Source organism: Streptomyces sp. NPDC001868 (genome assembly GCF_040297125.1).
Lineage (GTDB): Bacteria > Actinomycetota > Actinomycetes > Streptomycetales > Streptomycetaceae > Streptomyces.
In genome coordinates this window covers 195605-215417 of the sequence record NZ_JBEOYO010000002.1, presented here as the reverse complement: position 1 = coordinate 215417, position 19813 = coordinate 195605, and the positions used below count along the sequence as shown (strand labels likewise).

16 protein-coding genes are annotated in these 19813 nt (G+C 72.2%); 4 read left to right on the top strand and 12 right to left on the bottom strand.

Annotation, left to right across the window (positions count from 1 at the left end):
- Positions 1 to 4: 4 nt before the first annotated feature.
- Entirely contained in the window at positions 5 to 832 is an 828-nt protein-coding gene (locus ABT147_RS03405) for an enoyl-CoA hydratase family protein (protein WP_351402279.1), read from the bottom strand.
- 349 nt (positions 833 to 1181) lie between these two features.
- Here ABT147_RS03405 and ABT147_RS03400 point away from each other — a divergent pair, with 349 nt between their 5' ends.
- Positions 1182 to 1637, top strand: coding sequence for an ATP-binding protein (locus ABT147_RS03400; RefSeq protein WP_351402277.1), 456 nt, complete (start codon positions 1182 to 1184; stop codon positions 1635 to 1637).
- A gap of 74 nt (positions 1638 to 1711) precedes the next feature.
- Here the strand turns inward: ABT147_RS03400 and ABT147_RS03395 are convergent, their stop codons facing one another.
- The 3 genes from ABT147_RS03395 to ABT147_RS03385 all read right to left on the bottom strand — a co-directional run bounded on the left by ABT147_RS03395 (position 1712) and on the right by ABT147_RS03385 (position 5324).
- On the bottom strand, positions 1712 to 2926 hold the full coding sequence (locus ABT147_RS03395) for a M48 family metallopeptidase (protein WP_351402276.1): 1215 nt from the start codon (positions 2924 to 2926) through the stop codon (positions 1712 to 1714).
- Positions 2927 to 3020: 94 nt separating this feature from the next.
- Positions 3021 to 4028 (bottom strand): ornithine carbamoyltransferase, encoded by a 1008-nt coding sequence (gene argF / locus ABT147_RS03390; protein ID WP_351402274.1) that lies wholly within the window; start codon positions 4026 to 4028, stop codon positions 3021 to 3023.
- A 72-nt stretch (positions 4029 to 4100) separates the two neighbouring features.
- Positions 4101 to 5324, bottom strand: a complete 1224-nt coding sequence (locus ABT147_RS03385) for an arginine deiminase (protein ID WP_351402272.1) — start codon at positions 5322 to 5324, stop codon at positions 4101 to 4103.
- Positions 5325 to 5500: 176 nt separating this feature from the next.
- Between ABT147_RS03385 and ABT147_RS03380 the strand changes: the two genes are divergently transcribed.
- A complete protein-coding gene (locus ABT147_RS03380; protein ID WP_351402269.1) occupies positions 5501 to 6619 on the top strand; it encodes an SPFH domain-containing protein in 1119 nt (372 codons plus the stop codon).
- Positions 6616 to 7515: an NAD(+)/NADH kinase gene (locus tag ABT147_RS03375; protein WP_351402267.1), complete on the top strand. Its 900-nt coding sequence runs from the start codon at positions 6616 to 6618 to the stop codon at positions 7513 to 7515. The genes ABT147_RS03380 and ABT147_RS03375 overlap by 4 nt, the downstream gene beginning before the upstream one ends.
- Before the next feature lie 289 nt (positions 7516 to 7804).
- On the opposite strand, the gene uppS is transcribed toward ABT147_RS03375, so the two are convergent.
- The 5 genes from uppS to ABT147_RS03350 all read right to left on the bottom strand — a co-directional run bounded on the left by uppS (position 7805) and on the right by ABT147_RS03350 (position 16806).
- Positions 7805 to 9637 (bottom strand): polyprenyl diphosphate synthase, encoded by a 1833-nt coding sequence (gene uppS / locus ABT147_RS03370; protein WP_351402265.1) that lies wholly within the window; start codon positions 9635 to 9637, stop codon positions 7805 to 7807.
- Positions 9638 to 9907: 270 nt separating this feature from the next.
- Positions 9908 to 12460, bottom strand: coding sequence for a polynucleotide kinase-phosphatase (locus ABT147_RS03365; RefSeq protein WP_351402263.1), 2553 nt, complete (start codon positions 12458 to 12460; stop codon positions 9908 to 9910).
- Positions 12457 to 13998, bottom strand: a complete 1542-nt coding sequence (locus ABT147_RS03360) for a 3' terminal RNA ribose 2'-O-methyltransferase Hen1 (RefSeq protein WP_351402260.1) — start codon at positions 13996 to 13998, stop codon at positions 12457 to 12459. Before ABT147_RS03360 ends, ABT147_RS03365 begins: the two co-directional genes overlap by 4 nt.
- A gap of 149 nt (positions 13999 to 14147) precedes the next feature.
- Positions 14148 to 15740 (bottom strand): TIGR03086 family metal-binding protein, encoded by a 1593-nt coding sequence (locus tag ABT147_RS03355; RefSeq protein ID WP_351402258.1) that lies wholly within the window; start codon positions 15738 to 15740, stop codon positions 14148 to 14150.
- Positions 15741 to 15882: 142 nt separating this feature from the next.
- Positions 15883 to 16806 (bottom strand): LLM class F420-dependent oxidoreductase, encoded by a 924-nt coding sequence (locus ABT147_RS03350; RefSeq protein ID WP_351402256.1) that lies wholly within the window; start codon positions 16804 to 16806, stop codon positions 15883 to 15885.
- A gap of 238 nt (positions 16807 to 17044) precedes the next feature.
- Here ABT147_RS03350 and ABT147_RS03345 point away from each other — a divergent pair, with 238 nt between their 5' ends.
- Complete coding sequence (locus ABT147_RS03345; protein ID WP_351402254.1) at positions 17045 to 17212, top strand: hypothetical protein; 168 nt, start codon at positions 17045 to 17047, stop codon at positions 17210 to 17212.
- 388 nt (positions 17213 to 17600) lie between these two features.
- Here the strand turns inward: ABT147_RS03345 and ABT147_RS03340 are convergent, their stop codons facing one another.
- The 3 genes from ABT147_RS03340 to ABT147_RS03330 all read right to left on the bottom strand — a co-directional run bounded on the left by ABT147_RS03340 (position 17601) and on the right by ABT147_RS03330 (position 19783).
- Positions 17601 to 18077, bottom strand: a complete 477-nt coding sequence (locus ABT147_RS03340) for a DUF6099 family protein (protein ID WP_351402252.1) — start codon at positions 18075 to 18077, stop codon at positions 17601 to 17603.
- Between the two features lie 193 nt (positions 18078 to 18270).
- The gene (locus ABT147_RS03335) at positions 18271 to 18621 is read right to left on the bottom strand and encodes a nucleotide pyrophosphohydrolase (RefSeq protein WP_351402250.1); all 351 of its coding nucleotides are present in this window, start codon (positions 18619 to 18621) and stop codon (positions 18271 to 18273) included.
- Positions 18608 to 19783, bottom strand: coding sequence for an AAA family ATPase (locus tag ABT147_RS03330; RefSeq protein WP_351402248.1), 1176 nt, complete (start codon positions 19781 to 19783; stop codon positions 18608 to 18610). The genes ABT147_RS03335 and ABT147_RS03330 overlap by 14 nt, the downstream gene beginning before the upstream one ends.
- Between the last annotated feature and the right edge of the window lie 30 nt (positions 19784 to 19813).

The following is a 19813-nucleotide window of genomic DNA, read 5'->3' as shown; positions in this document are numbered from 1 at the left end:
GGCATCAGCGGCCCTGCCACTTCGGGGGGCGTTTCTCCGTGAACGCCGCGTGGAACTCCGCGTAGTCCTCGCCGTTCATGAGGAGGGCCTGGGTCGTGGCGTCCAGTTCCACGGCTGCCGACAGGGGCATGTCCAGTTCGGCCGTCAGGAGGGCCTTCGTCTGGGCGTAGGCCAGGGCGGGGCCCTCTGCCAGGCGGTGGGCCAGGGTTCGGGCGGCTTCGTCGGCGGCGCCCTCGTCGGTGAGTTGGCTGATGAGGCCGATGCGTTCGGCCTCGGGGGCGCGGACGGGTTCGCCGAGCATGAGGAGGCGGGTGGCGTGGCCGAGGCCGACGACGCGGGGCAGGAGGTAGGCGGCGCCCATGTCGCCGCCGGAGAGGCCCACGCGGGTGAAGAGGAAGGCGAAGCGGGCGGTGGGGTCCGCCACGCGGAAGTCGGCGGCCAGGGCGAGGACCGCGCCGGCGCCCGCGGCCACTCCGTGCACGGCGGCGATCACCGGGAAGGGGCACTCGCGTACGGCCCGGACGACCTGCCCGGTCATCCGGTTGAAGTCGAGCAGCTGGGCGGTGTCCATGGCGAGGGTGGCGCCGATGATCTCGTCGACGTCGCCGCCGGAGCAGAAACCCCGGCCTTCGCCGGCCAGCACCAGCGCCCGTACGGACCGCTCCCGGGAGAGCTCGGCGAGCAGGTCGCGCAGGTCGGCGTAGGCGCCGAAGGTGAGGGCGTTGAGCTTCTCGGGGCGGGCGAGGGTGACGGTGGCGACACCGTCCGCGATCTCGCACCGCAGATGGCGCCAGTCCGAGGTGCGGGCGGCGGAGCCGGTGAAGGGACTCATGACGGGCGGCCTCCTCGGGGCTACCAGCGGCGCTGCGGCTGCTTCCGCGCCTCTGTCTCCCTGCCTCTGTTTCCCTGCCTCTGTTCCCTGCCCTTCGAAGTTATCACTGTTATCTGACTGTCGTCACGAGTGCACGATAGTGCGTTTGATGGCGGCGGCCCCCGTGACTCGGTCACGGACGTTCGACAGGCCGGTAACGACGGGCTCGGCCGGGCGCGGCGGAGCGTTGGGGTGGGTAGACCGCCGGCAACGGGGCCGACGGTCCCCCCACGGCGCCCGCCGCGCGGCTTTGCCGGTCCGCGCCGTACCATTCGTAACGTTGAAAGCAGGACGACCCATGACCTGCTCCATGAACGGATCCGCCGCCTTGCAAGAACCCGCCGCCCCCGCCTCCTGGCGCATCGCGCTGCCGCACACCGCCGCGGCCGTGCCCGTGGCCCGCGCGCTGGTGCGTACGGCGCTGACCGAGCTGGAGCACGGGGCGGACTGCGACACGGCGGAGCTGCTCACGGCGGAACTGGTCGCGAACGCGATCGAGCACGCGGCCGGGGACGGGCCCATAGAGCTGGTCGTGGAGCTGGTGCCGACCGGCTGCAAGGTGGAGGTCCACGACCCGGACCCGGCGCCCCCGGGCGACCTCACCACCCCGGGGCGGCTCGACCCCGACCCCTGGCAGGAGCACGGCCGCGGCCTCCTCCTCATCCGCGCCCTCAGCTCCGCCTGCGGCCACCGCCCCACGGACTCGGGCAAGGCGGTGTGGTTCCGGCTGCCGACGGTGCCCCATCAGCGCCACCGTCCCGCATAGCTTCCCCGGGACACCGGGCCCCTGCCGGGGGCCCAGACCCCAGGCCGCTGGCGGAGGCTCCGAGCAGGGATTTCTCAGCCGGCTCCGGCGAGGCCACCGTCCTGGATGACCTTGCGGGCCAGCAGTTGTCGCGGCTCGCGGAGCTCGTCCTCGATGGCATCCGCCACGGTCGCGTCGAGTGTGATCGTCGCGGGGTGTACGGCTCCGAGGGACAGCCGCGCGATACGGGGGCCGTCGGACGGAAGGCCGCGATCTCCGGCCGGGTGGTCGGAAGAGCCGGAGTCGGTCACCGTCGCGACACCGCGGCCGACGTCGTCGGGCCTGTTCCCTGCCCGGTCCGGCAGCGCTGCCACGTGCGTGGCGACCCTGGGCCAGAAATCCTGCTCGGCGCTTCGCACGGCAGCGGCTCGCCCGAACGTGCGGGTCGCGATCGCGAGTCGACGGACCTCGGCGCCGACGGTGCGGGCCAGCCGCCGGTCGCTCAGGAGAGACAGGGCCGCCGGGGTGGAGGCGATCCGGGCGGCCACGGCATCCGCCTGGAACTCCGCGCGCCGCGCCCCCGGCAGCGTGAGCCGAAGCAGCAGACGGGCCGCGCCCTTCGTCACCAGTTGCGGGATCCACAGCACGAGATTCACGATCCGTCCGCGGGTCCTGAAGCGGTGCGCCGCCGCGGCCATCTCGTCGGCGTGGCGGGAGGTGGCCGGCGCCGTCAGGGCGCCGTTCGCCGGATCGGGGCGGTGCTCCGCCAGTTCCGACCCGCCGTTCAGTGAGCTGAGCGCCAGACCGACCAGCGCGCCGCGGCGGACATCACGCGCCGCCAGCTCCAGCGCATGCGCGACGGCGGCGACCCGCTGCTGCGGCGCGGACGTCAGCCAGAGGGGGAAGCCGAGCTCCAGCAGCCGTCGGCGGCGGATGCCGAATGTGGAGACCCGTACGTCGAAGTCCGCGCCGATCCGGACCGCGTCAACGCGTCGCACGCCGGCCTCGTCCGCGATCGCGTCCAGCAGGGTGAAGAGAGCCGGTGCCTCCCCCCGTCGCAGCGTGGGCAGGTCGGACGCGAGCCCCGCGAACCGGGGGCGCAGCTGAGCGGCGAGCGCGAGGAGCACCAGCCCGATCAGTGGCTGCACGACCGTCGTGAGCCCGAGAACGATCAGCAGCAGACCGCTGATCAGCAGTCCCGCCGTCGTTAGATGCACCAGGCAGGCGACGCCGTACGCGGCGGCCGTCGCCCCTCCTGCCCGGCCGGGCTCGGCGACCCCGGCCCCGTCCGACCCCTGTCGTCCCCGCACAACACCCTCCCCGTCGACTGCGGCAAGCATATGCGGCAGCTCAGGGGCGGTTCCGGGCCCAGCCCCCGGGGCCGAAGGGGCGGCGCCCCTCCGGTCAGGCCAGCGTCGCCACCAGTACCGCCTTGATCGTGTGCAGCCGGTTCTCCGCCTGGTCGAAGACGACGGAGTGCTCCGACTCGAAGACCTCGTCCGTGACCTCCAGCGAGTCGAGACCGTGCAGTTCGTGGATCTCGCGGCCGACCTTCGTGCCGAGGTCGTGGAAGGCCGGCAGACAGTGCAGGAACTTGACGTCCGGGTTGCCGGTGGTGCGCAGGACGTCCATGGTCACGGCGTACGGGGAGAGCGCTCCTATGCGCTCGTCCCAGACCTCCTTGGGCTCCCCCATCGACACCCAGACGTCGGTGGCGACGAAGTCGGCGCCCTCGACCCCGTCGTGGATGTGCTCGGTGAGCGTGATCCGCGCCCCGCTGATCTCCGCGAGCTTGCGCGCGTGGGTGACGATCTCCTCGGCCGGCCAGTACGCCTGCGGGGCGACGATCCGTACGTCCATTCCGAGCAGGGCCCCGGTGACCAGGTACGAGTTGCCCATGTTGAAGCGGGCGTCGCCGAGGTACGCGAAGACCGTCTCGTCGAGCGGCTTGTCGCCGTGCTCGGTGATGGTCATCACGTCGGCCAGCATCTGGGTGGGGTGCCAGTCGTCGGTGAGGCCGTTGTAGACCGGCACTCCGGCGTACGCGGCCAACTCCTCGACGTTCGCCTGGCTGTCGCCGCGGTACTCGATCGCGTCGAACATCCGGCCGAGCACCCGTGCGGTGTCCTTCACCGACTCCTTGTGGCCCATCTGCGAGCCGGACGGGTCGAGGTACACCGTCCGGGCGCCCTGGTCGGCCGCGGCGACCTCGAACGCGCAGCGGGTGCGTGTCGAGGTCTTCTCGAAGATGAGCGCGATGTTCTTGCCCCGCAGGTGCTGGGTCTCCGCTCCGGCCTTCTTGGCCGCCTTCAGCTCCACGGCCAGCTCGATCAGCCCGCGGAACTCCTCCGCGGTGAAGTCCAGCTCCTTGACGAAGTGGCGCCCGGCGAGGGCGTGGGGAACGGTCGCCATGGGGGCGCTCCTGGGTCGACGGGACAGGGACAGCGTAAGGAAGGATGGAAGTCTATACGATGTTCCACATTTCTATACGGCGGATCTCTCCACCGGGCAGCTCATACAGCGTGGGCCGCCCCTCCCCCGCCCCAGCTCGCTCCCCGGGATCTCGATCACCTCGATGCCCTGCTTGCGCAGATGTGTGTTGGTGGTGGCGTTGCGCTCGTAGGCGACGACGACGCCCGGTTCGACGGCGAGGACGTTGCAGCCGTCGTCCCACTGCTCGCGGGCGGCGGCGTGGACGTCCTGCGTGGCGGTGAGCACCCGGATGGCGTCGAGGCCGAGCGCGGCGGCGATCGCGCGGTGCATGTGCTCCGGCGGGTGGTCGGTGACCTTGAGCTCCTTCTCGCCGACGCCGGGTTCGATGGTGTACGAGCGGAGCATGCCGAGTCCGGCGTACTGGGTGAAGGTGTCGCCGTCGACCATGGTCATGACGGTGTCGAGATGCATGAAGGCCCGGCGCTTCGGCATGTCGAGGGCCACGATCGTCCGCGCGGAACCGGCGGCGAAGAGCTTGTGGGCGAGCATCTCGACGGCCTGGGGGGTGGTGCGCTCGCTCATGCCGATGAGGACGGCGCCGTTGCCGATGACGAGGACGTCACCGCCCTCGATGGTGGACGGGTAGTCGGCCTGGCCCTCCGACCAGACATGGAACGTCTCGTCGCGGAAGAGGGGGTGGTGCCGGTAGATCGCCTCGAAGTGGACGGTCTCGCGCTGGCGGGCGGGCCAGCGCATGGCGTTGATGGAGACCCCGTCGTAGATCCAGGCGGAGGTGTCGCGGGTGAAGAGGTGGTTGGGGAGGGGGTCGAGGAGGAATTCGTCCAGCTCCATGACGTGGAAGCGGACGGAGGCCGGCTCCATGTGCGCGTCGAGGAACTCGCGCTTGGTCATACCGCCGACGAGGGCCTCGACCAGTTCGGTCAGGGGCAGCGACTCGAAGGCGGCCCTGAGGTGGTCCGTGGCGAGCGGGCCGTACTCCTTCTCGTCGAAGACCCGGTCGAGGACCAGTTCGCGGGCCAGGGGGACGCGCATGACGTCGGTGAGGAGGTCGCCGAAGAGGTGGACGGCGACGCCCCGGTCGCGCAGCACGTCGGCGAATCCGTCGTGCTCGGCGCGCGCCCGGCGCACCCACAGCACATCGTCGAAGAGCAGCGCGTCCTTGTTGCTGGGGGTGAGCCTTTTGAGCTCAAGATCCGGCCGGTGCAGGATGACGCGGCGCAGGCGCCCGGCCTCGGAGTCGACATGGAATCCCATGCCCTCATCCTGACCATTCGGGCGCGTGTTCACCCACCGGTCGGCCGAATCGGAACCCTTCACTCTCACTCATCTCGTCCCCTTGACGATAAGCAGGCCACTCCATTATCGTCTAAGTGACATTAATCGGGGTGGCACTCATCGGTGTCGCCCAGTCGTCACGAGGGGGATCATCCATGGCCGACATCACCAGACGGCTCGGCTGGCGGCATCTGCGCGGCGCGCCCACCGCGCACATCCGTCACCACCGTTCCGGGCAGCTTGTGCACGACGGCCCGGGGCTGAGCTTCTGGTACCGGTCGCTGAGCGCCGCGCTCTCCGAAGTCCCGGTGGACGACCGGGAGTTGGCGATGACCTTCCATGCCCGTACGTCCGACTTCCAGGACGTGGCGGTGCAGGCGACGGTGACGTACAGGGTGAGCGACCCGGCGATCGCCGCCGCCCGCCTCGACTTCTCCATCGACCCCGACACGGGGGTGTGGCGCGGCGCTCCCCTGGAGCAGTTGTCGACACTGCTGACGGAGACCGCCCAGCAGCACGCGCTGGACGTCCTGGCCCGTACGACGCTGGCGTCGGCCCTGGTCGACGGGGTCGCGGCGGTACGGGAGCGGGTGGCGAGCGGGCTGGCGGCCGAGCCCCGGCTGCCGGCCACCGGCATCGAGATCGTGGCCGTACGCGTGGTGGCGCTGCGGCCCGAGCCCGAGGTGGAGCGGGCGCTGCGCACCCCGGCCCGGGAGCAGATCCAGCAGGAGGCGGACAAGGCGACGTACGAGCGCCGCGCGGTGGCCGTCGAGCGGGAGCGGGCCATCGCGGAGAACGAGCTGGCCAGTCAGATCGAACTCGCCCGGCGCGAGGAGCAGTTGGTCGAGCAGCGGGGCACGAACGCGCGACGCGAGGCGGAGGAGAGGGCCGCGGCGGACGCGGTGAAGGCGGGCGCGGAGGCGGCCCGGACGGTACGGCTGACCGAGGCGGAGGCCGAGCGGACGGTGCGGCTCGCGGACGCGGAGGCGGCGCGGAGTGTGAAGCTCGCCGAGGCGGAGGCGGTACGGCAGGTCAAGCTGGCCGAGGCGGAGGCGCGGGCCGCGCGGGCGGTGGGTGAGGCGCGGGCCGAGGCCCAGGCGGCGTGGCTGCGTGTGCACGCCGAGGTGGACGCGGCGACGCTGCACGCGCTGACCGGGACACGGCTCGCGGAGAACCTGCCGCGGATCGAGAGCGTGACGGTGTCGCCGGACGTGCTGACCGGGCTGCTCGCGAAGCTCGGCGGCGGGGCGGGCAGCGGAGGGGACGCGGCGTGAGTCTCGCGCCTCGGGTGGTGCTGGTCCATCGCACCACCGAGTACGAGGAGTTGGTGGCCCGGCACGGTACGCACGGGCAGGCCGCCTTCTTCCTGCGGTCCCGGGGGCGGGACATCGAGGACGTGGCCGAGCGGCACCGGCGGGAGCGCGGGGCGCTGGCCGAGGTCGCGTCCTCGCTGCCGCTGACGTGGCGTCAGGCTCGGGTCGAGCGGCGTGACTTGGACCGGTTCCTGTTCGCGCCCGAGGACGTCGTGGTGGTCGTCGGCCAGGACGGGCTGGTGGCCAATGTCGCCAAGTACCTCGCGGGGCAGCCGGTGGTGGGGATCAATCCCGATCCCCGACGCAATCCGGGGGTGCTGGTGCGGCATCGGCCCGAGCAGGCCGGGAAGTTGCTCGCCTCTTCGGTGCGGCACGGGGCTCAGGCCGATGAGTTGACCATGGTCGAGGCCGTCGCGGACGACACGCAGCGACTGGTGGCGCTCAACGAGATCTACCTCGGCGCGGCGGGGCATCAGACCGCCCGGTATCGCCTGGGGCTCGACGGCGACAGGGGTGTCGTCGAGCCCCAGGCCTCGTCCGGGGTGCTGGTGGGGACGGGGACCGGGGCGAGTGGGTGGATTCGGTCGGTGTGGCAGGAGCGGGCCAGTGAACTGGTGTTGCCGGGGGTGAGCGAGGCGCGGTTGGTGTGGTTCGTGCGGGAGGCTTGGCCCTCGCCGGCCACGGGGACGTCGATGGTGGCGGGGGTGCTGTCGGGGGGTGGGCGGCTTTCGCTCACCGTGGAGTCGGATCGGTTCGTCGTGTTCGGGGATGGGATGGAGGGGGATGCGGTGGAGTTGACGTGGGGGCAGGTGGTGCGGGTGGGGGTGGCGGGGGTTCGGTTGCGGTTGGTGGGCTGACGCGTGGGGTCGCCCCCGCCGCCCCTACCCGTCCCATCCTTCAGGGGCTGCGTCCCTTCGACCCCCTTCGCGCTCCGCGCGGGGTGGGTGGGTGGGTGGGTGGGTGCGGGTTCGGTGGGGGTTCTCGCGCAGTTCCCCGCGCCCCTGAAAGCAGGGGCTGCGCCCACTGCTTTTCAGGCCCCCCGGGGCCTGAAGCTTTTAGGGGCGCGGGGAACTGCGCGACCAGCCCCCACTCACCCGCACCCGACAACGCACCCGAACCCCCGAGCTCCGCGGCCGGCGGCTCGGCCTACTTGTCCGCCGGGGCCGACGCCGCGCCCTTGCGGCGTTTGCGGTGGGTGTAGGCGACGACCGCGTCCCACAGATCGCGGCGGTCCACGTCCGGCCAGGGCTGGTCGGTGAAGTGGAGTTCGGCGTAGTGGGCGTGCCAGGGGAGGAAGTTGGAGGTGCGGATCTCGCCGCTGGTGCGCCACAGGAGGTCGACGTCGGGCAGGGCGTGGTGGGGAAGGTGGGCGGCGAAGAGCTGCTCCGAGACCCGGGCGGGGTCGACCTCGCCGGCCAGTGCGGCACGGGCCAACGCCGCGCCCGCCTGGGCGAGTTCGGCGCGACCGCCGTAGTTGACGCAGACGTTGAGGGTGAGGCCGGTGCGGTGGCGGGTGGCGTGCTCCTGGGCGCGGAGGACTTCCACCACGTCGTCCGGGAGGCCGTCGGGGGAACCCACCCAGCGCAGGCGTACGTCGTGGTCGAGGAGTTCGCCGTCGAGGAGCTCGGAGCGCATGATGGCGAAGAGCTTGGAGACCTCGTCGGGCGACCGCTTCCAGTTCTCGGTGGAGAAGGCGTAGACGGTGAGATGGGCGAGGCCGATCTCCAGTGCGCCCTGGACGACGTCCCGGAGGGCGACCGCGCCGGCCCGGTGGCCCTCGTCGCGGGGCAGGCCGAGGCCGGTGGCCCAGCGGCCGTTGCCGTCCATGACGATCGCCACGTGCTGCGGGAGGTGGGCCTCGGCTATGGCCGGCGGGCGGGCGCCGTCGCGGTGCGGGCGGGGTGGGAGAGGTGGTTCGGCGATCCGGGTGGTGGGCAGTCCGGGGCCGGTGAGCAGGTCCGGTGCGGTGGCGTCGGCCGAGTCACCGCCGGGGGCCGTTCGCGCCGGGGTGTCGTTCCTGCCGGGCGGCAGCGTCAGCCGCCACACCACGGCGGCCCGTGCCCGGGCGGGGCCGAGGATCCGCCACTCGGTGTGCCGGGGGACGCGGACCGGGCGGTGCAGCACGGCCGAACCGGTCCGGACGATCGCGTCCAGCTCCGCGCCGAACAGTTCGACGGCGCTGTCGAGCACGATGGCGGGGCCGAGCGGCAGCGTGTTCCGCAGCGCCCGGCGGGAGCCCTCCAGCCATTCCCGGGCCTGGCCGGTGAGGTGCGCGATCAGCTCCCGGACCGCGGGGGTCCACTCCCGGGAGATCAGCTCGGCCGGGGTGACCTGGAAGCGGTCCATGACATCGGCGGGGAACCACACCTGTCCGGCGTCGAGGTCCTCGCGGAGGTCACGGAGCATGTCGGTGAGGAACAGCCCGTCCACGAAACGGGTGAAGCCGGGGAGGTCACGGAGCCGTACGGGTACGGGCAGTCCGACCCGGACCAGCATCCGCATCAACTGCTCGGGCCAGCTGATGTTCTGGGAGTGGGCGCGCTCGCGCCACTCCCGCCAGTTCGCGACGCCCTCGCGGCGCTCGTCGCGCTGGACCGCGTCCAGGGCGCCGAGCAGGTCGCCGAGGTCGAGCCCCCAGTGCCACACCGAGTCGGTCAGCGCGAGCCGGATCGGGTCCTCGCTGGTGCCGCTCGCCAGGTCCGCCTCCAGCGCGGCCCGCCACTCCGTGAGCCGCCGGCCGCGCTCCTCCGGGGTGCCCTCGGTGGAGTCGATCAGGTCGTCGGCGCGGGAGAAGGCGGCGTACAGGGCCCAGCAGGCGGGGCGGGCCACCGGGGGCATGAGCTGCATCAGGGCGTGCTCGGTGGGGCGGGTCGTGCGGACCAGACGGCGGCACTCGTCGTACGCGGCGTCGAGTGCCGATCGCTCTCGCCCGGACCGCGAACCGGGCCGGGTGACGGACCGCGTGGTACTGCGACGCATGGGGAACCCCACATACCTTCGAATGGGACCGATGGGACCGACTCGGGTGACAGCGATCGCCTGCGACTGGCCGCGATCACTGTCCCCCGAGCACTGCCGGAACCGCTGGAACCATTCGAACGCAGTGCACGGCCACGCCTGGCTGCGACATTATCAGCCGCATTGTCGCCTCACAGGCGCGGGTCCACCCGGCGCCTGTGAGGCGGCCGTACGTCACGGAACGAGGATGCCGTGCGTCGCGGAACGGGGATATCCGGGGAATCGCGGATATCACAGACGGGGGTCGACCGGCTCCGACTCCAGGGCCAGTACCCCGAACACCGCCTCGTGCACCCGCCACAGCGGCTCCCCCTCGGCGAGCCGGTCCAGGGCCTCCAGGCCCAGGGCGTACTCACGGAGGGCGAGTGACCGCTTGTGGTTGAGGAACCTGCCGCGCAGCCGGGCGAGGTTCTCGGGGCGGGTGTACTCCGGGCCGTAGATGATCCGCAGGTACTCCCGGCCCCGGCACTTGATGCCCGGCTGGACCAGTCGGCCCTTGTCGCTCCGTACGACCGCCCCGACCGGCTTGACGACCATGCCCTCGCCGCCGCGGCCGGTCATCTCCAGCCACCAGTCGATGCCGGCCCGCACCGAGGCCTCGTCGCCGGTGTCGACGAACAGGCGCCGGGTGGTCTGCAGCAGACCGCTGACGTCGAACTCGACGAGCCGGTCGATGAGGGCCAGCTGCTCGTCGTGCGGGAGCGCGGCGAGGCTGCGGCCCCGCACGGCGAGGATCTGGAAGGGGGCGAGGCGTACGCCGTCCAGGCCCTCGGTCGGCCAGCAGTAGCGCCGGTACGCGTCGGTGAACGCGGCGGCGTCGGCAGCCCGCTCGCGCTGCTTGCCCAGCAGGTCGCCCACGTCCACACCGCGTGCCGCCGCGCCCTCCAGGGCGGTCAGCGCCCCCGGGAACACCGCGCCGGAGGCGGCGCCCACGGCCGCGTACTGGGTGCGCAGCAGCCCGGACGCCTTCAGCGACCAGGGCATCAGCTCGGCGTCGAGCAGCACCCAGTCCGTGTCCAGTTCGGCCCAGAGCCCGGCCGCCGTCATGGCCTCGCGGATCCGGCCGAGGACCAGTTCGGTGCGGGCCTCGTCGTCGAAGAACGGGCGGCCGGTACGGGTGTAGAGGGAGCCGGTGGGGCCGTCCACGCCGAAGCGTTCGCGGGCCGCGTCCGCGTCACGGCAGATCAGGGCGACGGCCCGCGACCCCATGTGCTTCTCCTCGCACACGACCCGCGCGACGCCGTCCTCCTTGTACTGCGCGAACGCCTCGGCCGGGTGCTCCAGGTAGCCCTCGATGTGCGAGGTGGCCGTGGGGGCCATGGTCGGCGGCAGGTACGGCAGCAGGCGCGGGTCGACCGCGAAGCGGCTCATGACCTCCAGGGCGGCGGCCGCGTTCTCCTCACGGACCGACACCCGGCCCGCGTGCCGGGTCTCGACGACCCGGCGGCCGTGCACGTCCGCCAGGTCCAGCGGCCGTCCCTCGTGCCCGCCGGGCGCCTCCGTGGCGAGCGGTTTGACCGGTTCGTACCAGACCTGCTCGGCCGGTACGTCGACCAGTTCGCGCTCCGGCCAGCGCAGCGCGGTCAGCTTGCCGCCGAAGACGGCGCCCGTGTCGAGGCAGATGGTGTTGTTCAACCATGTGGCCTGCGGAACCGGCGTGTGGCCGTAGACGACGGCCGCGCGGCCCCGGTAGTCCTCCGCCCACGGGTAGCGCACGGGCAGCCCGAACTCGTCGGTCTCGCCGGTGGTGTCGCCGTAGAGCGCGTGGCTGCGGACCCGGCCCGACGTACGGCCGTGATACTTCTCCGGCAGACCGGCGTGGCAGACGACCAGCCGGCCGCCGTCGAGGACGTAGTGGCTGACGAGGCCGTCGATGAACTCCCGTACCTGCTTCTTGAACTCCTCGCTCTCGCCCTCCATCTGCTCGATGGTCTCGGCGAGTCCGTGGGTGTGCTGGACGTTGCGGCCCTTGAGGTAACGGCCGTACTTGTTCTCGTGGTTGCCGGGCACGCAGAGCGCGTCGCCCGAGCCGACCATGGACATCACGCGGCGCAGCACGCCCGGGCTGTCCGGGCCCCGGTCGACGAGGTCACCGACGAAGACAGCCGTACGGCCCTCCGGGTGCGTGCCGTCGACGTAGCCCAACTTGCCGAGCAGCGACTCCAGTTCGCTCGCGCAGCCGTGGATGTCGCCGATGATGTCGAACGGGCCGGTGAGGTGGGTCAGGTCGTTGAAGCGCTTCTCGGTGACGACCGTGGCGTGCTCGACGTCCTCCACACCGCGCAGGATGTGCACCTTGCGGAAGCCCTCGCGCTCCAAGTGCCGGAGAGAACGGCGCAGTTCGCGGGTGTGGCGCTGGATCACGCGGCGCGGCATGTCGGCGCGGTCGGTGCGGGCCGCGTTGCGCTCGGCGCACACCTCCTCCGGCACGTCGAGCACGATGGCGATCGGCAACACGTCGTGCTTCCGCGCCAGTTCGATCAACTGCTTGCGGGACTCCGACTGCACGCTGGTCGCGTCGACGACCGTACGGCGGCCGGCCGCGAGACGCTTGCCCGCGATGTAGTGCAGGACGTCGAAGGCGTCCTTCGTCGCGCTCTGGTCGTTCTCGTCGTCCGAGACCAGGCCCCGGCAGAAGTCGGAGGAGATGATCTCGGTGGGCTTGAAGTGCCGTCGGGCGAACGTCGACTTGCCCGAGCCGGAGGCGCCGATCAGCACCACGAGGGAGAGGTCGGTGACGGGCAGCACGCGCCCCTCGGGGGTCTGCTGAGTGGTCTCGCTCATGCCGCCTTCGCCTCCTTCTCGTTCGTGAACGTGGACGTGGTCGTGGTCGTGGTGCCGGCTGTGCTCATTTCGAAGACGGCCATCTGGGTGGGCGGGCCCACCTCCGGGTCGTCGGGTCCGACGGGCACGAACTCGACGTCGTAGCCGTGCCGTTCGGCCACCCTGCCGGCCCAGGCGCGGAACTCCTCCCGCGTCCACTCGAAGCGGTGGTCGCTGTGCCGGGCGTGACCGGCGGGGAGGGTCTCCCAGCGCACGTTGTACTCGACGTTCGGGGTGGTCACGAGGACGGTCCGGGGGCGGGCCGAGCCGAACACCGCGTACTCCAGGGCGGGCAGCCGGGGCAGGTCGAGGTGCTCGATGACCTCGCAGAGCACGGCGGCGTCGTACCCCTTGAGCCGCTTGTCGGTGTAGGCGAGGGAGCTCTGGAAGAGCTGGACGCGGGAGGCCTGGCGCTCGCCCATGCGGTCGAGCTTGAGCCTGCGGGAGGCGATGGTGAGCGCGCGCATCGACACGTCCGTACCGACGATCTCGGTGAAACGGACGTCCTTGAGCAGCGCCTGCACCAACTGGCCCTGGCCGCACCCGAGATCGAGGACACGTGCGGCACCGGAGTCCCTGAGCGCGGCGAGGATCGCGTCCCGGCGCTGGACGGCCAGCGGCGCCGCCTTCTCCTCGGCCTGGCCCTCGGTCTGGTTCGCCGCCTCCCCGTCCTCGGTCTCCTCGGTCTCCTCGACCGCGTTGTCGATCTCCTCGACCTCGCTGTCGTCGGCCTCGGCCAGCCGTACGAGTTCCAGGCGCTCCATGGCCTGCCGGGTCAGCGACCAGCGGCGGGACAGGTAACGGCTGGTGATCAGCTGGTGCTCCGGGTGGGCCGGGAGCCAGCCCTCGCCCGCGCGCAGCAGCTTGTCGACCTCGTCGGAGGACACCCAGTAGTGCTTGGTGTCGTCGAGGACCGGCAGCAGGACGTACAGGTGGCGCAGCGCCTCGGCCAGGGTCAGCGACTCCGACTCCAGCACGAGCCGTACGTAGCGGGAGGCGCCCCACTCCGGGAACTCGGTGTCCAGCGCCACCGCCTCGACGGTGACCGTCCAGCCGAGCGGCTCGAAGAGCTTGACGACGAGGTCCGGGCCACCGCGCGCGGGCAGCGCCGGTATCTCGACGCGCAGCGGGCGGGTCTGCTCCGGCAGTTCGGGCCGGGCCTTGCACTGTCCGCGCACGGCACTGGAGAAGACGTCGTTCAGCGCGACGGCGAGAAGGGAGGAGGCCGCGTACGGGCGGTCGTTGACGTACTGCGCGAGCGCCGCGTCCGGTGCCCCGCCACGGCCCTTGCCCTTGCCGCGCCGGACCAGCGCCACCGCGTCCACCTCCAGCAACAGCGCGGCCGTGCACCGCTCGACGTCCGCCTCGGGGTAGAGGACGTGCGCCTTGCCGTAGGAGGTGGAGAACGCCTGCGATTTGTCAGGATGCTTGTGCAGCAGGAACCCGAGGTCTGTCGCGGGGCGCTCTGGGGTGCCGGTGGTACTGATCGTCAGGAACACGGTGGGGTTGCCTCGTGGTGGGTGTCTGAGCTGCGGATATCTACGCATCGTCCCGTTTCGGCGCGCGTCCCCAACGTACAGGGAAGGCTCGGACCGCACTCAGGCATTTTCCGCACGCCCACCGCGTGCGGCCGTTCCGGAACCAGCGGTCAGGAAGGCCGGCCCTCCGGGACGCGACGGCCGAGGAAGGCGGCCACCTGGTCGAGGGCGGGAGCGTGCTCGGATGTGGACTGTACCGGGGCGATGGAGCCTCCGGCGGTGCGGGGCAGGTCGCCGTAGATGTCCCGGACCACGGGAAGGGCGGCGCGCGCGATGTCGGGAACCAGGTCACGGCCGTGGCCGAGGGCGGTCGCGAGATCCCAGCCGTGCACGAGCAGTTCGACGAGGAGCTGCTCGACCACGCGACGGCCGGGGGCCGGGCCGAAGGAGCGGTCCAGGAGGTCCGGTTGCCGGAAGGCGTCGCGGGCCCGGGCGGCGGCGGTCTCGAACGCGGCGATGTGGTCGTCACCGAGGTGGTCGTCGGTGTGGCCGTCGGTGGGGGGCGTGCCCTGGGCCAGGCCGCCCCAAATGATGTTCTCCCACACCAGATGGTCGAGCAGATCCCGTACGGTCCAGTCCTCGCAGGGAGTCGGCAGGCCGAAGCGGTCCGGCGCCGTCGCGCGCACGAGCGTGCCCACGGTGTCCTGGACGCGCGCGAAGGCATCCAGGACACCGCCCGGCCAGGGGTCGGTGTCGTCCGTGTAGAGGGCTTCGAGCCGGGCGTCGCGCGCGCCGGGCGCGGGGTTGGCACGCAGCGCGGTGGTCAGCCACTGTCCCGCCCCGGCGATCCCGGCGGGCGCGGGGCGGCCGCCGAGGACGCACAGCAGTTGCCAGAAGCGCTCGACGGCGGGTTCGGTGGCCGCGGTGAGCTGGTCGTGCAGGAGTCTGCGCGCCGGGGCGCCGTCGGAGGTCACGGCGGGTTCGGGGTTCGCGCGGCTGGGCAGCCAGGCGGCGACGATCTCCGCGACGACCCGGTCGGCGGCCGGGGAGTCCGCCGCCGTGCCGGCTCGCATCGCCGTGCGGACGCGTGCGGTCCAGAGGTCGGTGAGGGCGCGCATCTCGTCCGCCGCGGCGGAGTCCCGCGCTCCGTGCCCTTGGCGGGCGGCGTACTCCGCGATACGGCGCATGGCGGCCCGCAACTCCCCGCCGGCGACCAGCTCGCCCAGCTCCAGCCACGCTTCGACCTGCTCGTCGGTGGGATCGTCCGGAAGGTCGGCGCCGGCCGCGAGGAGCCCCTCGCGGAAGTGGGGCACATCCAGATCGCCGAGCGCGTCGGTGAGGAAGTCGTGGACCAGCTCGCGACGTTCGTCGGGGGACATATGGGCGGTACGGGTCATGAGAGCGAGTCCTTCATGGGTGGTGCGGCGGGTGACGGTGCGCAGGACGGCCTGGCGGGTCCGCAGACGGCGGATCTGCGCCTCCAGGGCCTCGATGTGCGCGGCCGCCACCTCGGTGAGCCCGTCCTCTCGGTCCAGGGCGGCCCGGATCTCACCGAGCCCCATCCCCAGGTCCCGCAGAGTGCGGGCCAGGTGCAGCCGGGCCACACCGGCGGTGTCGTAGCGGCGGTAGCCGCCGGCGGTCCGGCCGACCGGCGCCACGACGCCCGCGTCCGACCAGTGCCTGACCACTTTCACCGGCAGCCCGACCTGTCGCGCCACGGCCCCGATGCTCCACGTGGGCCGCGACCCGTCGTCCATACGCATGTGCCCCACCCTTGACTCTCCCTCCGTGGGAGAGTCAAGCGGCCTGCCGGCCGGCGCGCGGGTACGGAGCCCTGTACGGAACACGCCCCCGCACCCCCTTGAGGGGCGTGGGGGCGCGGAACGGCTCCCTCGGGTGCCCTCGCTACGACAGCTGGGACTGCACCTGTGCGGAGATCAGCTCCAGGTGGTCCAGGTCGTCGAGGTCGAGGATCTGGAGGTAGAGGCGCTGGGAGCCGACGGCCTGGTAGCGGGCGATCTTGTCGACGACCTCGGCCGGGGAGCCCGCGAGGCCGTTGGCCTTGAGCTCGTCGACCTCGCGGCCGATCGCGGCGGCACGGCGGGCGACCTCGGCGTCGTCCTTGCCGACACAGGCGACCAGGGCGTTCGAGTACACGAGGTCGTCGGCCTTGCGGCCTGCCTCCTCTGCGGCCTTGCGGACCCGGCCGAACTGGCGCTCGCTGTCCTCGATCGAGGCGAACGGCATATTGAACTCGTCGGCGTACTGCGCGGCGAGCCGCGGGGTACGGCTCGCGCCGTGGCCGCCGACGAGGACCGGCACCTTGGCCTGCGCGGGCTTGGGCAGCGCGGGCGAGTCGGTCAGCTGGTAGTGGGTGCCCTCGTACGAGAACGTCTTGCCGACCTCGGTGGCCCACAACCCGGTGACGATGGCGAGCTGCTCCTCGAGACGGCCGAACTTCTCCTTGGGGAAGGGGATGCCGTACGCCTTGTGCTCCTCCTCGAACCAGCCCGCGCCCAGGCCGAGTTCGACCCGGCCGCCGGACATCTGGTCGATCTGCGCGACCTGGATGGCGAGCACGCCGGGCAGCCGGAAGGTGCCGGCGGTCATCAGGGTGCCGAGGCGGATGCGCTTGGTCTCGCGGGCGAGTCCGGCCAGGGTGATCCAGGCGTCGGTGGGGCCGGGCAGGCCGTCCGTCGAGCCCATGCGGAGGTAGTGGTCGGAGCGGAAGAAGGCGTCGAAGCCCAGGTCCTCGGTGGCCTTGGCGACGGTGAGGAGGGTGTCATAGGTCGCCCCCTGCTGGGGCTCGGTGAAGATGCGAAGATCCATGCCTCCATCCTGCACGCTCGGCCCCCGGTCAACGGCACCGGTCCCACAGGCGTCATGGGGCCACGGTCGGGTGAAAATCCGTCAATCCGGCGCATGGGGCGGGCTCGGGCCAGTGACCGGCGGGAACGGTGATCGTTGCTCGGGAGGAGCCGGACCGCCCGGCACCCGTCGCCGGCGGCGCTGCCGGGACGCCTGCACACGTGCCCCCTCGGGGGGCGAGGGCCGAGGAGGCCGTCACATGTCCCAGGAAGCCGTGCCGGAGCAGGCCGCCGTGCCTGCGCAGCCGAAGGGTCTGCTCCAGCAGATGGAGGAGCTGATGGCTGCCCTGAACGCGGACCTGTCCCAGCTCGACGCGGATCTGGCGGCGCCGCGGGTCGCTGCCGCGGAGGAGAGCGACACCGCCTGACCTTCCCCGAGTCATGACGCCTGACGCCCGGCCCCTTCGCGGCCGGGCGTTCGCCATGCCACCCCGGGGTTGCGCCCCGCTTCGGGCCCGCCCGGCCGAGGTGTTGGACTGCGGGTGGGAGTTGGCGGGCTGCCGGTGGGGGTTGGCGGGCTGCGGGGGTGTGTTGTTCGGCTGCGGGTGAGTGGGGGCTGGTCGCGCAGTTCCCCGCGCCCCTGAAGACCTTGGGGTGGTCGCGCAGTTCCCCCGCGCCCCTGAAGGGGCACAGGCGTGGTCGTACAGTTGCCCGCGCCCCTGAAGGGCCTGGGCGTGGTCGTACGGTTACCCGCGCGCCTGCCGGCCTTGGCCCGGTCGTACAGTTGCCCGGCCCGAAGGCGTGCTGGTGGCGGACTCAGCCCGCTGCCGCGTCTCTTTCCGAGAGGACCTGGTCTCTCACGGCCAGGCGGCGCAGCATTTCCAGTACTCGGTCTCGGGCCTCGTCCGCCGCGTCGATCGCTTCCATGCACTGCCAGTACGTCGCCTCGTCGTCCGCGCCGCTGGCCATCCCCACGAGCGCGATGCCGACCTCCCCCAGCAGGACCCCGAGCCGCAGCAGCGACTCGTGGGCGTCGCCCAACTCGGTGAGCTGGGCGGCGCGTAAATCGCCCACGCCGAGCGGCGGGGCGCCGAGTATGCCGCAGCCGCTGCCCGCCAGTTCGGTGAGGCCGAGGGCCTCACCGCGCAGTTCCGGGGGTCCCGAGACCGCGAGACGGCTGCCGATCGCCTGGGCGAGGGCATAGGACTGCCACGCCTCCGCCATGAGCTGAGGCCCCTCGACGCTGCCCGCCAGAGCACTCCTGCTCGCCAAGATGAGCCGCACCGCATCCATGCGCTGCCCCCGACCTGTCCCGACGCGCTCTCACACGTCCGCCCGAACTCTTGCCTGTTCATTACCCACAGTGAGGTCCGCTGAGACAGAAAGCCAGAGGAAGCCCGAAATCTGTGGATAACAAGTCGGCTGTGGACAACATTTCAACTCCGGAGAGTGACAACCGGATGGACGCGATCAGCGTCAAGCACCGTCAGGGCTTCTCCCGCGCCGGAAATCTCCGTTCGTTGCGGTCGATCTTCGCATCCAGCGCCGACAACGGGTCGATGCCCAGCACCTCGCAGAGCTGGAGCAAGTAGGCGAGCACGTCGGCGACTTCGTCCGTGACCCGGTGGGCGGTCTCCGGGTCCGACATCACGCGCGCGGACTCGTCCGGCGTCAACCACTGGAAGATCTCCACGAGTTCGGACGCCTCGACGCTCAGCGCGGAGACCAGGTTCTTGGGCGTGTGGTACCGCTGCCAGTCGCGGGCGGCGGCGAACTCGGCGAGCCGCCGCTGCAGGGCCGCCAGGTCGGGCTTCGGCGCGGATTCAGGATCTTTCACGGTTCAGGTCTACCACCGTCACCCCCGCCACCCCGGCGGCCCAGGACCCGTCGCTCACGGCGCCGACCAGCCGGATGTGCCCGCGCTCGCACATCCGGGCCGCCAGCCGCACCAACTCCAGGGCCTGCCTGGGGTCGAGGGCCCGGTCGAAGCCGTCGGCGAGGACCGTGAGGGTCTGGAGGGCCGCCGGAACCTCCGCGACCGGGTCCACCTCCAGCACCCCGGGGCCGGTGAACAGCACCAGCGCCAGCGCGAGATACCGCAACTCCCCGTCCCCCAGCAGACCCAGGGCCGTCCGCACCCCGTCGCCCCGGTCCAGCACCGCCCGTACCGCGCCGTCGCGCAGCGGCTCGGCCAGCAGATCGAGGACCGGTCCCACGCAGCCGTCGCGAACGGCGCCGACGAGCAGCGCGTGCCGCCGGCCGCACTCCGTCCGCGTACGCCACAGCACGTCGGCGAGGTTGTCGCAGCTCCGGAGCAGCCGTCCGGAGCCGAGCGGCACGGCGGCGCGCATCCGGCCGGGGCGCGGATCGCAGGCGTAGACCGAGCGGAGGGCGACCACCATCTGTTCGGCGGCGGCGAGGACCCGGCGCTGGCCGTCCGTCTTGCCGGCGACGCGCAGCGGGAGCAGCGCGGTGCCGAGGCGGTCGTCGGGCAGCGGGCCGCGGGTGACCGGGGACGAGCCGGCCGTGTGCCAGGAGGCCTGGACGACCGGACGGCTCGGGTCGACGAGCGCCGTCTGCAGCAGGGTCAGGCCGCCGGCCGTCAACCGCTCGCCCACGATGCGGAGTTCGGGTTCGGCCTGGACGGCGACGTCGAGATGTACGGGCCCCTCGGGGCCGTCGGCCGTGCAGCCGATACGGAATCCGCGCCGCCGCTGGGCGTCGGGGCGGGCCCGTTCCGGAACACAGCCGCCCGGCTCGGGAAAGGTCTCGCCGAGACCCGCGCCACCACCGAGTCGCGCCAGCGCCTCGTACGCCCGCAGCGCGGTCGTCTTGCCACTGCCGCTGCGCCCCGCGAGCAGGGTCAGCGGCCCCAACGGAAGGTGGACGCCCCGGTGCCCGGCGAAGGCGGAGAGCCGCAACTCGGTGACGCTCGGCCGCTCCGGACGCGCCCCGGCGTCCGCACCGGGCAGCATCGGCGACAGGGATGACACGGTCATATGCGGACCGTAGGGGCCCTTCCACCAGGC

Excerpts from the sequence above, each read along its gene's own strand:
- ABT147_RS03345 (WP_351402254.1), top strand. The coding sequence starts at position 17,045 with ATGTCCCAGGAAGCCGTGCCGGAGCAGGCCGCCGTGCCTGCGCAGCCG.
- ABT147_RS03340 (WP_351402252.1), bottom strand. The coding sequence starts at position 18,077 with ATGGATGCGGTGCGGCTCATCTTGGCGAGCAGGAGTGCTCTGGCGGGC.
- ABT147_RS03380 (WP_351402269.1), top strand. The coding sequence starts at position 5,501 with ATGGCCGACATCACCAGACGGCTCGGCTGGCGGCATCTGCGCGGCGCG.
- argF (WP_351402274.1), bottom strand. The coding sequence starts at position 4,028 with ATGGCGACCGTTCCCCACGCCCTCGCCGGGCGCCACTTCGTCAAGGAG.
- ABT147_RS03405 (WP_351402279.1), bottom strand. The coding sequence starts at position 832 with ATGAGTCCCTTCACCGGCTCCGCCGCCCGCACCTCGGACTGGCGCCAT.
- ABT147_RS03350 (WP_351402256.1), bottom strand. The coding sequence starts at position 16,806 with ATGGATCTTCGCATCTTCACCGAGCCCCAGCAGGGGGCGACCTATGAC.
- ABT147_RS03365 (WP_351402263.1), bottom strand. The coding sequence starts at position 12,460 with ATGAGCGAGACCACTCAGCAGACCCCCGAGGGGCGCGTGCTGCCCGTC.
- ABT147_RS03355 (WP_351402258.1), bottom strand. The coding sequence starts at position 15,740 with ATGCGTATGGACGACGGGTCGCGGCCCACGTGGAGCATCGGGGCCGTG.
- ABT147_RS03385 (WP_351402272.1), bottom strand. The coding sequence starts at position 5,324 with ATGGGATTCCATGTCGACTCCGAGGCCGGGCGCCTGCGCCGCGTCATC.
- ABT147_RS03400 (WP_351402277.1), top strand. The coding sequence starts at position 1,182 with ATGAACGGATCCGCCGCCTTGCAAGAACCCGCCGCCCCCGCCTCCTGG.
- ABT147_RS03330 (WP_351402248.1), bottom strand. The coding sequence starts at position 19,783 with ATGACCGTGTCATCCCTGTCGCCGATGCTGCCCGGTGCGGACGCCGGG.
- uppS (WP_351402265.1), bottom strand. The coding sequence starts at position 9,637 with ATGCGTCGCAGTACCACGCGGTCCGTCACCCGGCCCGGTTCGCGGTCC.